The organism is Plesiomonas sp. ZOR0011 (genome assembly GCF_000800945.1).
Lineage (GTDB): Bacteria > Pseudomonadota > Gammaproteobacteria > Enterobacterales > CAMTGL01 > Plesiomonas > Plesiomonas shigelloides.
In genome coordinates, this window is record NZ_JRKB01000080.1 from 1 (window position 1) to 14,021 (window position 14,021).

The 14,021-nt window shown below is 41.5% G+C and carries 15 protein-coding genes; all 15 read left to right on the forward strand.

The features are described from left to right. Nucleotides 1-1,086: 1,086 nt before the first annotated feature. Nucleotides 1,087-2,049: a replication initiation protein gene (locus L975_RS14880; protein ID WP_047709192.1), complete on the forward strand. Its 963-nt coding sequence runs from the start codon at nt 1,087-1,089 to the stop codon at nt 2,047-2,049. A 437-nt stretch (nt 2,050-2,486) separates the two neighbouring features. Further along, a complete protein-coding gene (locus tag L975_RS14890) occupies nt 2,487-2,666 on the forward strand; it encodes a TraY domain-containing protein (RefSeq protein WP_047709194.1) in 180 nt (59 codons plus the stop codon). A 246-nt stretch (nt 2,667-2,912) separates the two neighbouring features. Next, complete coding sequence (locus L975_RS18230; protein ID WP_156121229.1) at nt 2,913-3,086, forward strand: hypothetical protein; 174 nt, start codon at nt 2,913-2,915, stop codon at nt 3,084-3,086. Nucleotides 3,087-3,188: 102 nt separating this feature from the next. Then, the gene (locus tag L975_RS18235) at nt 3,189-3,365 is read left to right on the forward strand and encodes a hypothetical protein (RefSeq protein WP_156121230.1); all 177 of its coding nucleotides are present in this window, start codon (nt 3,189-3,191) and stop codon (nt 3,363-3,365) included. A 156-nt stretch (nt 3,366-3,521) separates the two neighbouring features. Then, entirely contained in the window at nt 3,522-4,538 is a 1,017-nt protein-coding gene (locus L975_RS14895) for a toxin co-regulated pilus biosynthesis Q family protein (RefSeq protein ID WP_177326651.1), read from the forward strand. 42 nt (nt 4,539-4,580) lie between these two features. Next, nucleotides 4,581-5,006 carry a type IV pilus biogenesis protein PilM gene (gene pilM / locus L975_RS14900; protein ID WP_177326652.1) on the forward strand — a complete coding sequence of 142 codons (426 nt, stop codon included), beginning with the start codon at nt 4,581-4,583 and terminating at the stop codon, nt 5,004-5,006. 22 nt (nt 5,007-5,028) lie between these two features. Continuing rightward, nucleotides 5,029-6,663, forward strand: a complete 1,635-nt coding sequence (locus tag L975_RS14905; RefSeq protein ID WP_047709196.1) for a PilN family type IVB pilus formation outer membrane protein — start codon at nt 5,029-5,031, stop codon at nt 6,661-6,663. Between the two features lie 3 nt (nt 6,664-6,666). Then, on the forward strand, nt 6,667-7,947 hold the full coding sequence (pilO2, locus tag L975_RS14910; RefSeq protein ID WP_081995723.1) for a type 4b pilus protein PilO2: 1,281 nt from the start codon (nt 6,667-6,669) through the stop codon (nt 7,945-7,947). Beyond that, a complete protein-coding gene (gene pilP, locus L975_RS14915; RefSeq protein ID WP_052181514.1) occupies nt 7,934-8,470 on the forward strand; it encodes a type IV pilus biogenesis protein PilP in 537 nt (178 codons plus the stop codon). Before pilO2 ends, pilP begins: the two co-directional genes overlap by 14 nt. Nucleotides 8,471-8,472: 2 nt before the next feature. Then, a complete protein-coding gene (locus tag L975_RS14920; RefSeq protein WP_047709198.1) occupies nt 8,473-9,966 on the forward strand; it encodes a GspE/PulE family protein in 1,494 nt (497 codons plus the stop codon). Beyond that, complete coding sequence (locus L975_RS14925) at nt 9,963-11,111, forward strand: type II secretion system F family protein (RefSeq protein WP_052181516.1); 1,149 nt, start codon at nt 9,963-9,965, stop codon at nt 11,109-11,111. The genes L975_RS14920 and L975_RS14925 overlap by 4 nt, the downstream gene beginning before the upstream one ends. Before the next feature lie 26 nt (nt 11,112-11,137). Beyond that, a complete protein-coding gene (locus L975_RS14930) occupies nt 11,138-11,731 on the forward strand; it encodes a type 4 pilus major pilin (RefSeq protein WP_047709199.1) in 594 nt (197 codons plus the stop codon). 53 nt (nt 11,732-11,784) lie between these two features. Beyond that, complete coding sequence (locus L975_RS14935) at nt 11,785-12,273, forward strand: lytic transglycosylase domain-containing protein (protein WP_047709200.1); 489 nt, start codon at nt 11,785-11,787, stop codon at nt 12,271-12,273. After that, nucleotides 12,273-12,926, forward strand: a complete 654-nt coding sequence (locus tag L975_RS14940) for an A24 family peptidase (protein ID WP_047709201.1) — start codon at nt 12,273-12,275, stop codon at nt 12,924-12,926. The genes L975_RS14935 and L975_RS14940 overlap by 1 nt, the downstream gene beginning before the upstream one ends. Further along, the coding region (gene pilV, locus L975_RS14945; protein WP_047709202.1) for a shufflon system plasmid conjugative transfer pilus tip adhesin PilV at nt 12,923-14,021 on the forward strand (1,099 nt) is incomplete at its 3' end. The genes L975_RS14940 and pilV, both read left to right, overlap by 4 nt.

Below are 14,021 nucleotides of genomic sequence, written 5' to 3' on the forward strand. Positions count from 1 at the left end.
ATCCGTAGCATTGACCGTTACACCGGCCTATACGTGAGAAGATTTACGAAATTTCTGCGCTAGCAGCATCCAAAGGCAGCCATGTTTCAGGCATTTAGCCGGATATCTATACAGGTTATCCGTAGTATTCACCGCCGCATGGGCCTATACGTGAGAAGATTTACGAAATTAATCCTCATACCTTTCAAGAGTGATTATTGACTGATTTTTCTACTCATTTTTTCCGTAAAGCAAAGATCATATGAAAGATCGTTATGATCCAACTTGTGACAAGTCATAAAGCTGCATAGCGAGCCATGTGAGCACCGTTCTGATGTGTAGCTATAGCTGGGTAGTGCAATTCCTTATAAAGGCCTGAGAGCGTGTTTTAATGCTTTTAAATTTAAAAATAAAAAATTTTATTGAGCGCGGAGCGTAACTAGCCGTTTATGACGAATGATCAATACGATTGTGTGTAAAGTGTTGGGCAGCTGTGCTGTCCTCACTTTTCCACATGAGTGATATACACATTATCCAACTGTACAGGCTTTTATATTTTTATAGTTTTATATTTTATAGTTTTACAGGCGGTTTTTTTGTTTTTATATCAATACCTTAAACAACAACTTCTATACAGATTATCCGGTTTATCTATACAGATTATCCGGTTTATCTATACGCATCATCCGCATTAGCTATACAGATTATCCGTGTAGGCTATACGGATTATCCGCAACATATATACTTATTTGCTTTTAGATGTATGCATTTAACCTTTGATTACCCGTAACATCCTGCTGGATTGGTGCTGTACTGTTTTGATGCTAAACATGAACCGTTTTTGTGCTGATTTAGTGCATGGTGGCATTGATTGTAAACCTTAAATTTATGTGACTCAGCTCTAATTACTGATTTTTTCCGCGAGTGATTTATTTATTTATTTCTTGTATATCAGTCACTTATGCTTAACTCTATACACTTTATCCACGATATATATACAAATGCATTTGATTTGTATATGTGTTGGGGGTATTCTATTTTCATAGCACGAGACACGCCGAATCAACGGATGGTGTCAAACGTCAAACATCTTCGGAGTGGTTGGGTATGTCATCTAAAAATAAGCTATATGACAAATTTAGAGAGCCTGAGAACATTTTCCCTGCCTCGTTAACTGCTACAGAGCAGGATATCTTTGCGTTGCTTTTATGTGAGATATCAAAGGTTAAAGGTAAGCGTGAAAAGTTTAAAAAACTAGGTAAAGAGTTACCACTGATTCCACACGTATTTAACTTTTCAGAGGCTGATTTAATGCATGCCTTTAACTGCAAAAAAGACAATATAAGAAAAATACTAGAGCCTGCAGCTGTGTCTCTTCGTTCTCGACCGGTTGGCTATAGTGGTGAAAAAGGATTTGATAATTTTTCCCCAATTGCCAGGGTAAAGTATGATGTGGGTGGTGATTTTGTTATCTACATGCTTCCTGATGTCGTTGAAATGCTGTGTGAATACAATGGTTTTTCAGAGATAGACTTTAGGCTTTTTACTTCGTTTAGCGGTAGATATGAGAAAAGAATTCTGAAGGAAATTAGCAGATGGAAGGGGCTTGATAAGCGGATAATTTTTTCAATTTCAGAATACAAAGAGCGTTTAGGAGTCAAGGATGGAAGTTATTCTATATTCGCTAATTTTAAGAAAAGATGTATAGATGAACCAATAAAAAAAATCATATCTGAGTCGTATGGAGTGTGGTCTCCATCCGATAAAGATGGATTGGGATATAAATTAATCAAGAAGGGGAGATCATACTCTGATATTGAAATTTGTCTTAAATATAATCCAGAATCTAAGCTTGCTGTTGATAAATTCGGTCAGTCGGCAATCGGTACTGAACCGGATGATTTAAGTCTTGAGCGTAATATGTTTTCTTCTTATGAAAACAAAATTCTATCAGGAACAGCATCTGAACTAGATTGTGTTATCTATGAAACTATTGCTATGAAAAATAGTTTCATTATCCCTGTAAGGATAAAGGCAGGGATGGAAAAAATAAGAAAAGGAGTTCAATGATCATGCGCTGCGGGTAGGTGGTGCAACACCTACCCGCAGCTAACCTTAAAAAACCTATGAGAGAGGCGTTTTATGGCTGCTTATAATTCTAGCGGAATCGAACTATTTCACAAGATTTTTCCTTCTTTGAGCGATATGCAGTGTCGGTGTGTTTATTATTATTCAAGGGGTTACACTGCAACTCAGGTGTCAGAATTTATAGGGATTACACCTCAAAATGTTAATAAATATCTCCATGCGTCGGCTGAAAAGATGGGGGTGGTAGGCCTGCAGGCCTTGAGGATGACTGTTAGCATGGAAATTGACATGTTGATACTTAGTAAAATAATTTCGCTATAAACTGTTTGTATTTTCATTTGCAAGGGGGAATTATTTCCCCCTTTTTTTGTATCTCATTGATTCATATAATTAACACTGTTTTAGTACAGGTGTTAAACATGTGTAATGCTAAACCATCATCATTAAATCTTCCATTAGATGCTGAGACTAATCAATTACTGACGATTGCGGCAGAAAAAGCCGGGCGCTCAAAGCGTAAAGAGGTGGCCATGAGGCTCAAAGATCACCTTCTTCGTTTTGAAAGCATCTTAGCTGTTGGGGATGTAAAAGATAAATAAATGTAAAGCTTTAAACGCTAAACCTAATCAATAGTGGATTGATTAGATGCTCTTTAAAAACAAAATAGCGACGCTAGCCAGCACAAGAGGAGGGGAATCTTGCTGGAGAACGATGGGCATCGTGTCGCGCCTATGTGTAAAAAGCCCACATAAATGATCTCAATTGCGAGATATGACTTGTGCATTTATCAATCATTGTGCCTGTAAGTGCAGCAGTCATATTTCTCTTAACATGGAGGTGTATCGATGCCAATGTGTGTGGTTCGGCATAAAAAATCCATCTTAGCTCAATCTAAACTTGAGGCTATGAGAAAAAAGCGAAAGCCGAAAGTCGAACGTGCTGTGGCACAAGCAGATATTTTTGGTCGAATAGATTTTTTCCCGCCCAAGGAGGAAGACGACAAAAAAAAGAAGATGTAATTGATTTTTTATAAGCAATTGCCGTACTGATAGCTGCGTATACAAAGTCATTTCTAAAAATAACCAATCATTTTGTGTTTTGTTCAATACAGGGACGTTATCATGTATAACACATTCTTTCCTTTTTCATTCGATGGCAGCGTAGGCTGTCGTTATCATCAAATTGAGACTGATAATAATAAAGACTTTTCAGTTTCATATATCAAAAAACTAAAAGAAACGCAGAATACTCGCCGTCGCTCTTACAAGCCTGTAGGAAAGCAGCGGCAAGTAAACTAACTTTCGACTGCTATTTATGGAGGAAAGAATGTGAAATTCTGAAGACGCTTAAAGTAACTGGTCAAGTTTTGATTGATAAAACTTAGCTGGTTTTTATCGTCCATCATGCGTAACGTCCCAGGCAGGGAAGTGCTACGCCACAACTCGATGAAGCCTATGAAAATTATTCATACTTCCATTTTGCTTCCAGTGTTGTTGGGCGGTTGCAGTCTTCCGGGTAACCGGCATGAAAGCAATACAGCTGAACAATTCGTGGATACGCAGATAAATATCAATTTACAGTTGATTCAGTCCGCGCAAGAAGAGTTACGAAACGCCAGCATAACTGTTCAAACTTCTCGTCAAAAATCTACACGCGCACCTACATTAGCAGCAGCTCCTGCTCGTACCAAAAATGATATGAATCCTAAATCGTTGCGCGGGTTACCTCATATCAAATCGGTTGGTTCGCCGGAACCATTCTCTGTGATTAGTATTCAAGTGCGAAATGCTGAGATAGAACCGGTGTTGTATAAAATTGTTCCTAATGGTTGGTATGTTGTTGTGCCTTCCGATATCAGAACAAAGTTAAGTAAAAAAGTTACTGTAGATACCAATGACCAGTGGCCATATGTTCTGAATAAATTGTTAGGGCAGCATAATTTAGTTGCGATTATTGATTGGCAGCAGCGCCAAGTATCAGTAGCAACAAACAGTTCTGCGGTTGGAACGGAAAATCTTCGTAATCCATTTAGTGATTATAAAGATAAGGCAAAAGCGCCAGATGGGATGGGTAAGTCGATTGTTACGGCATCGCCAACCTCAACTTCAGCCTCAGCCAAAACTCCAACAACATTGAAGCCTGTGGTTACTGAAACGGTGATCAAGAAAACTGTAAAACCTGTGGTTGAGCCGAAAATATGGCGGATTGAGGCAGGGGCTACGTTAAAAGACGGCTTATTCAGTTGGGCCGCAACTGAAAAATGCGCAACACCTGGCATTTCAACGTGGACTGTCGCGTGGCCGGCTAATGTAGTTAATTACCGTGTAGATGCACCTCTCCAATTCAAAGGCGATTTTCGTCATGCGCTGAATGGCCTGTTTACACTCTATGGTGCTGCAAAGGTTCCGCTCTATGCGGGAATAATCAGTAATCAATGCGTGGTCATGGTAGACGACAAAGAAGTTCGTTAATGAGAGATCTTAGTAGACTCTCATTCTATGGGGATGGTTATCGTGAATTACTGGTTGCTATCAATATTTATTGGCGTGTTTATTTGGTCTTCAATCCCTCTGCAAAATAAATCTGAATTGAGAGTTGAACAAAGTGATTTGAACCAACGAGCAATTCAGACGGTTAGTTATATCAATGAAATAAATGATTGGCGCTATGCGAATCCATCTAAAAAAGACGGAGTGATACCAGACTCATCTCTTGGTTGGGTTTCTGTTCCAGGATTGCATAACGTTTTAGAAGCAGATCGCGTGTATGTCTATCAGGATGATAAGCCGGGGTTAATGTCTGCATTGTTAGCTAAAACGCGAGGTTCTGCATTAGTTGGACGGGTTGTATCAAGGCGTCTGTTAGATAGTGCGGGAAATGACATGCAGGTAAATGTTCCCGCCAGTATTGCGAACGGCAGTTTGGTATACCTCAACTAACTCCCTCACTGTAAGGTTAAAAATGAAAAAAATCCTTCCCTTGTCCGGGGTAGCAGCAGCTTTGATCTTGGTGCTATCTGGATGTGCGCCTTTAGAGCGCATTAATGAAATAGATAATCAAGTTTCAAAGGATATAAATAAAGTTGAAAAGGACTTGGGTACACTGAAAAGTGGTTCTGTAGTCCGAGAGTTAAATGGACAATGGATCAATCCATATCCATTAAATTCAAAAAATGGCGTATCTAATTCTGTTCCTCCCTGTTCTGTTGCTATCAATCGACCAGGGAATATTACGCTTGCTGAAGTTAGTGCTTATATAACCCAGCGTTGCCGTATTCCTGTAGTTATCACCCCTGATGTTGGTGCTTTGCTGTCGCAAAGTGCAGGTAAAACAGAGCAACTGAGCGGCCCAATTCCACCGCCCGATGCAAACGGAATGGTGCCATTAGCATCGCTAGGTAGCCAATCTGGCCCAGCTGCAGTTCCTGTTGCCTCTACGGGAACGTCGCTCAAAGGACTAACGTGGCAGGGGGAAGTTGGTGGCTTGCTTGATAACGTTACGACTCGATTAGGTTTGTCGTGGCGTTATGAACATGGGCGAGTAGCTATCTTCTATTTAGATACCCGTTTGTTCCCAGTTAATTTTATGGACAGTAAAGCCGGGTTTAGCTCGAAGACAGTCAGTGGCACGACTACCTCGATGGGGACTACGGGGCAGGACAGTGGCGGCGGTCTAAGCGGTGATTCTAATACCTCTCAAACTACGGATATGGAAATTAAGTCAGATCTCTATAAGGATGTGACTGAAACCATTAAGTCAATTTTGACGCCAGGTGTTGGGCGAATGCATTTATCGGCTGGCGTTTTGGCTGTTACTGACACTACTCGAGTGTTAGAGCTCATTGGGCGTTATCTTGATGATCGCAATACTGAGCTTAATCGCCAAGTCGTGCTCAATGTGCAGGTCTACAGCGTAGAGAAACGCCAGCAAGACCAATACGGTATTGATTGGAATGCTGTATTTAATAGCGGAAGTGTGGGTCTTTCGCTGACAAATGCTTTCACTGGTGCTGCATCTAATGCTCTAAATGGTGGTATTTCGATACTTGACGGTAAAGGCGCAGGGACGAAAGCGTTTATTAAAGCCCTATCTGAGCAAGCAAATGTCAGCGTAATGACTGAAGCGGCCAGCATGACAACTAACTTGTCTGCTGTACCAATTCAAGTGGCGTTACAGCAGGACTATGCATCGAATGTTTCGACTGATTCAACTGCTAACGTAGGAACCACGAGCAGCATTTCTAAGTCCACCATTACTACCGGTTTTACGATGAATGTGTTGCCATTTTTGATGCCTAAGTCGCCAAAAATGCAACTGCAGTTTGCGATCAATATGTCTGATGATCCGACAATGCGCACGTTCACGAGTGATAAGCAATCAATTGAACTTACAAAAACCAGGCTTAAAACATTTACTCAGCGCGTAAATATACAGTCTGGGCAGACGCTTGTTTTAAGCGGTTACCAATCCATTAGCAATTCATCTAATCACCAAGGCGTCGGCAGCTTTAAATTTTGGGGTTTAGGTGGTGGGGCAAAAGGTGAAGATAACCGCAATATGCTGGTTATTCTCATCACCCCTGTCGTATTGGGGTAAGGCATGGAACAAACAACTTATTTGTTGAGATCTGGGAAATCTCGCTATATTGCGGGTTTGTCTTGGAAATACTTACCCCTACGAGGCCGTAGGGGTATGCGACTACGAGCAAAAGAGGCCGAAGCTACCCATTGGGTAGCTTTGGATATTAGTAATGCCGGTGAGCAAGGAACTTTGTTTGGTACGGTAAAAATTACCAATGACTCAGCAAGGTATTCTTTATCATCTCTGGCTCTGACGGTGTTACCGCTTCTTCCTAATAACTGCTATGTGATATTTACATTACCTGACGATAAATTTTGGTTTATTGCTGTTGATGACGGGACGCTATCTCCACTAAGCGATATTGTCGGTGACAAGAAAATAATTGAGTCTTCAGTTAATCAGTTTTTAAGTATCTCGACTACACCGCAAGATGGTTGGAAAGTATATGCGCCTAGTGATTTTTTTCCCGACATAGCGACGGAAGAAAAATCACTTGTAGATATGCTGGAAGGTAAATCGAGTGTTCGTCGTTCTCGACTAATCCAAACGCATAATAAACAGGCCATATTTATATGGGTGGCTGCTGCAGTAGTTCTTGGTGTGGGGTACTTTGCAAACTCAGCATGGGAGCGCTATCAGGAAGAAGCTCAAGTTGCAGCTGCTCAAGCAGCACTAAAAGCACGAGCTAAAAAAACAATTGTCGAAATCGTGAAGCCGTGGGCTACGCAACCGAAGTTTCCAGATATGCTGAATGCGTGCAGTGGTATTTGGAAAAAAGCGCCAATCTCAATTGCTGGCTGGATATTTGGTAATGCGACTTGTGATGTAAATGGACAAATTACGTTGCATTATTCATTGCCAAGTGGCGGAACCGTTGGTGATTTTGCATCGCGATTACCCGCTATATATGGCCCTGATATTAAGCCTAAATTTAACATCCCTGGTCGTGCAGATGATGCGTTTTTTAGTTTGCCGGTATCGCTTGAAGTGCCGAAGCAACCTGAAGCTCTTCTTCCTGATGATAAGCAGATCCAACATCTAACGAGTTTTGCTCAGCTAATTGGTGCAAAGTTCAGATTGGATGAAATAGATGCAAATACGACCTTAAAAGAAGGTAGTGTAGAAAATCTACCTTGGCGCGTATATCGCTTTACATTCATTACGGATGTTCCACCGGATAGGCTATTCGCATCAACTCGATTTGATAGCAGTGGGATAAGGGCTCTTGCTATTGGGATGATACTTAAAAATAACCGGTTAGAGTACACAATCGAGGGCTTACTGTATGCCAACCACTAAGTTTCGTGTTTTTTACTTAGCTGTATTCTTGGGGTTATCTCCGCATTGTGTATTAGCAGAGAATGTTGATTTTAAACCAGAGGCAAAATCTTCTTTGCCGTTGACGACGTTTTTACAAAGCGAAGCAAACCGAGCTTTAAATATTGGCAAGCTGGAGGAAATTCAAGCCGGTACGGTTCTGTATGAAGCGCAATTAGCAATGGCTAGAGCATTAAATGAACTCCATAAAAATGGATTTGATGGAACGCTAGAGAAGCCGTTTAACCCAGAACCGCCATCGCAAGATACTCAAAAGTTGATTAAAGTTACTGAGGAGTATAGCTCGCCGCCTCAAGTGGTAGAAATTACCGGTTCTGGTAACGGGTTTTCGGCTGTTTTGGTTTTAAGTAATGGAAATCGTGTCCCTGTACAAAATGGGAGCAGAGTTCCGGGGACTGAATATACAGTAAAGCGTGTTGGTTTTAATGAGGTTGTTGTCTCCGGTAAAAATAATACATTACTTTCGCTATCATTTGCGGGGTGATAATGTCACAGCTTAGTGTTTCCCCTTATATTTATTTGGATAAGAATGACTCTGAGAAGGTAGTTCTTTATGCATCTAAATCACACAATGATTTACCGATGCGTTCAGCGATTGCTGAGGCGATTAAACGCTATCCTGATTTAATTGTTGAACGAGTTGATTTAGAAACTCTGAAGGAGCTTCAGAATAAAGATAAGGAACTCCGTAAAGAAGTTGAAAATAGAAGTTTTTCTGCAGAGCAAGAGCAGATTATTGGGCTTTTTAGGGAAGCTAAAAAACTCAATGCGAGTGATATTCACCTACTGATAGGTATGAATGGCGTTACGATTGTTGAGTTTCGTGTTCATGGCGATTTAGAGCAGGCGCGCCACTTAGATCTTGAAGAGGGAAAATCATTGGCCTCAACCATTATCATGTCTATGTGTGATATGGCTGATCCAAGTTTTTACCCTAATCGTGAGCAAGATGCTCGACTTAGGAAGGAGTTTTTACAAAACATTCCATTGTTTGGCGCTCGTTATGCTCATCGTCCCGCAGAGTTCGGTCTTTATGTTGTATTGAGGATCATACCTGACGAAGGCAATGAGTTACTTTCGCTAGAAAAATCAGGTTTTCTTCATGAGCAACAAATTCTCATTAGACGAATGCTAACCAGGCCGGAGGGGGTTATTACGATTTCTGGGCCAACTGGTTCAGGGAAAAGTACAACTTTACGGACGTTTAGTTCTATCTATTTAGAATTTACAGGAAATAGAAAGCGGTTACTGACTCTAGAAGATCCACCGGAAGGTTTGATACCAGGTGCAGTTCAGACAGCGATTATTGCTGATAGAAGTGATCCTGATGCAGTCAGTCACGCATGGGTAAGGGCAATTAGTGCATCGTTACGTCTTGATCCTGATTCTATGATTGTTGGTGAGATGCGAGATGCAAACTCGGTAAAATCTACACAGACAGCAGCAAAAACAGGCCACTTGGTACTTACCACTCTTCACGCAAATGACAGTGTTGGTATTTTAGACCGTCTAACGGACACGCTAGACATCCCCATGAGTCAAGTTGCTGACCCACAGGTAATGATTGGGTTAATTGCTCAGCGTTTGGTTCAGGAGTTGTGCCCTAAATGTAAAAAAAGTTGGGGTGACATGAATGGTTTATTACCTGAAGAGTCTGTCACTTTGCTGAAAAAGTTTTGCGATGTAGAAAAACTTTATTTTAGGAACCAAATTGGATGTGAAAACTGTCACAAGGGAGTAGTGGGCCGGCGAATCATTGCTGAAGTTATTCGTCCTGACGTTCGTTTTATGGAGTTATTTCGTTATAAGGGAAAGTTAGCTGCGCGTAGTTATTGGGTGAATGAATTAGGCGGAATCACTCGTCTTCAACATCTTATGCGTCATATTCATGATGGTGTGGTTGACCCCATTGACGCAGATAGAATTTGTCCATTGGATGAGGATAGTTTAACGCTGCTACCTTCTGGGGAGGTCGTATGATTTCTTTTTTTAAGCGACTTCTAGATGACCTTCGTGAACATGGTGTTTATTATTTGATATCGAAATGGCAGGAGGTGATATTAGATAATTTAGACGTAATAAAACATAAAGCAGGCCGATGGCTGGCGCAAAAAACATTTTCAACGTCAGATAGATTAGAACTTTATTCTGAGTTGTCATTTTTACTTCAAAGTAACAGGAGTCAAGAAGAGTCGCTGAAAGCGATGATTAAAGGGTTCGGTAATAAAACGCCGCCGGTTATTTACTGTCTAAATGACATGCTTGAATCATTGAAAAGCGGCAGTATCTTGCCCGGTCTATCGGCTTGGATTCCTCGTCAAGAACTCACGATATTGAGTATTGGTACGCATGATGGAAATATGGGGCTGGCATTTGAACGGGCTGGCTCCGTAGTTGAAGGCATGGGGGAAATGAAATCTACCGTGCTCACAACACTGGCATACCCGTTAATACTTGTTGGCACCAGCTTCATTATGATGAAAGTGGTAACGGTTTTCTTTTTTCCTCGTTTAGACTCTTTGGCTCCTAGGGAAATTTGGCCTAATAAATTATGGTGGCTAGCGACTATTTCTGAGTTCTTTGTACACAATGCATATGTGATTGCATTTATATTGGCTTGCATTGTTGCTTGCATTTTTTGGTCGCTACCAAATTTAACAGGAGGTGTAAGAAAAAATGTTTTAGATAGATTGTTGCCGTGGAGTGTATATAAGGATGTTCAAGGTGTGGCGTTTCTGTTGAATGTTAGCTCTCTTATGAGGGCTCAGGTAAAGACAGACGATATTTTAGATAAACTTTGCATGTATGCACCCCCATGGCTTTATGAGCGTTTGGCTGAGACAAAAAGGCTTGTTGGTAAAGGACGGTATTTAGGCCTAGCATTGCGTGATTCTGGATATAACTTTCCATCACAAAAGGCGATAGAAAAACTTGTTCTGATAACGGACAAGGATGGTAGTGAGGAGGTTATAGAAAAATTTTCTCAGGCCTGGCTTTCCGCTACAATCAAAAAAATAAAACGAACGGCGAGTATTATTTTCGCTTTCGCTTTGCTTTTTGATGCTGCCTATATGATTCTCATCGTTCTGTCAACTGAGGAACTTAACTCTGTTGTTGGCGTTTAATTCCTTAAAATAATCAAGGGACATTTATGGAACTATTAAATAGTACCAATCGTTCACCTATTAATCGTGGTTCTATTACGTTATTAGAGGCTGGGGTTTATATTGGGATCTCACTTCTAATTTATGCAATCGCCATGACTGCCGGAGGTGGATTGTTTAACCGTAATGATTCTTCTACAGAAATTAGTAATGCGGCAGATATTTTGTATAACACTAGCTCGATGCTAAAAAGTGAGGGGACTTATCCATTTTCTGGCCCTGATGATATGACCGGGGCTTTAGCTCAGTTTGGCGGTGTTCCAAAGAACATGACCATTATCGGGAAAAAAGAATCAGGGTCTGCGAAAGTGCAGAGCCTATATGGTGGGGCGGTTACTGTGCAGCCAGTTGCTACGTCAGGCGGTCAAAAAACATGGTTTTCGCTAACTTACGCATCAGTACCTCAAGAAGCATGTATTGCCATCGGTACGAAGGTGAGTGCATCGCCACGAGTGGCCTCTACTCAGATTAACGGTACAACAACTAACGGGCCGATTGCTGCTAGCTCTATTGGTGCAATGTGTAACGCTGATAAAGGCACTGTTGGGCAAAACACATTGACCTTTGTCTCTAACTCGTAAAGCTAATACAGCCGGCAACATTAGTTGTCGGCTCATTCGTTGAGTGCATTCTTATGTTTTTATCATTTAATAGAGTTGTCACTGTATTAACTATTAGTTGTGTTCTTCTCATTTCAAACGATGCGAGCGCATTTTGTTTTAGTGAGGCTGGTGCGAGATATAAAGTTGACCCGATACTGTTGCACTCAATTGCAAAGGTAGAAAGCAGCCTTAATCCACGCGCAGTAGGGAAAAACATGGATAAGTCGCGTAAGCGTGTATTGAGTCGAGATCTCGGGTTGATGCAAATAAACGAACGCCACGTTCCAATGTTAAGGAAGATGGGTATTCTAAACGATGAAAGCGAGTTGTTAGAGAATCCCTGTTTGAATGTGCAAATTGGCGCGTGGATTCTTGCTAAGCATCTTAGGCTGTGTGGCGTGAATTGGGAATGTCTAGGTTCATACAATGCCGGGTTTGACAAAGGGAACTCTGAACGCAGATTGATATACGCCAGAAAAATATATTCTGTGTACATGAAAGCGATGAGTGGTGCGACATAATGAAGTTGTTGCTATTACTTATTTCTCTTGGTGTGTTCTTTTTCCTTTCTAAGATGCTGGTTAATCAAGCTAAACAATTTCTCTTGGAACATGCTGGCCCTTCACTTACTAATTTTCAGATTTATAGTGTCAAGGCTGTTTTTATTCCCATTAGTTACGTTTTGACAATCGAAGCAGTTAGAGGGTCTTTCTCTTATTGGGGAGCTGGCAAAATCATTGGGTTGTTGGCATGGGGCATACCAATGGTTTTGCTCGATATGCGTAATTATTGGTTGCCATTACGCTTTACTTCAGGGTTTTGGGTCAGCGGATTGTTATTTAGTCTGTTACCTGAAAACTCTATTACCTTCACTGAGGCGGCTGTCGGAAGTGGGGGGATGTTTGTTGTGCTGTACGTGCTTTACCTGCTATCTAAATTCTTTCGTGATGGTGAAGAGGGATTTGGACTCGGCGATGTGCATCTCATTGCTGGGCTTTGTGCTTGGCTGCCGTGGTCGCAAGCTAGCTTACTTAGTGGCTATGCGTTTCTATTTCTCTTTTTTGTTATGTGGCTAAAAAAAGACAGATATCAACCTTATGCGCCGTGGTTGTTTGCCTTGCTATCTGGGATTGCGGTGTATTCTCCTAAACTGCTTATATCGGGTGTCGTATGACTACTGAAACTATCGGTTCCAAGATTAATAGAGGGGTGTCATTGCTCTCTCTTTCTATTGTTCTCGCTATTGTTTTGATTGCCGCACCTATTGGCATGGAACGATATGCCAATTACATGGATCAGCAAGTGTGGGTGATGACTGGATCGCAAATGACCACGGTTGAACAAGGTGGTGTAAAGTATATAAAGGACAATTACTCAACTATTATTAATCAAGTTAAGGATGGGGGAGTTGTTACCGTCACGGGGCAGAATCTACTTGATAGAGGATTTCTGCCTGCTGGATTTGCAACGACGAATAACTTTGGCCAGAACTATATTCTTGCTATAACAAAGAACCCAAAGCAAAGCGATAAACTTATGGCGTTTGTTTTGACGTCTGGTGGTAAGGAAATTAATTTCAAGGGTCTTCGTTATATTTCTCAGAGCATGCCTGGTCTAGGCGGGTATGTTTATCCTGAGAATATGGCCAAGGGGGCCGGTGGCGGCTGGGAAGTTAATCTGTCTAGTTTGGGGCTTAGCGCACAGCGAGGGCATATTGTCTCGTATTTAACATCCGACGCATTAGCCGGTGGAGCTGAAGAAAGCGACCGACTATATCGTTATGCTGTTAATGGACGACCTGAACTAAATCGAATGCACACTGCAATCGATATGAACAAGAACAACATTAACAATGCTGGCACTATTAACTCAGATAACGTTAATGCAGACACAGTAAATGCGAAGAACATAAAAGGTGGTGATGTTAATGCAGAGAATGGAGCCTTTAACCAAAGGCTAAAAGCGGGTTCTGATATTACGTCGGAAGGTGGATGGTTAGTGACAAAAGGGAATTTTGGCTGGCAGAACAGCACATGGGGCGGCGGTTTTTATATGTCAGATGGGAGTTGGATTCGCACAGTTAACAATAAGGGTATTTACACTGGCGGTCAGGTTAAAGCAGGCAGCGTAGATTCTGCTGGTCGGTTACGTTCAGGAGAGTTTTTGCAGCTTGATGGGGATGCTCGTGAAGGCACTCCATGTTCACCAAACAAGATGCTAGGCTTTGATGCGGCTGGTAACGCACTGTCTTGTCAATCCGGTGTGTGGA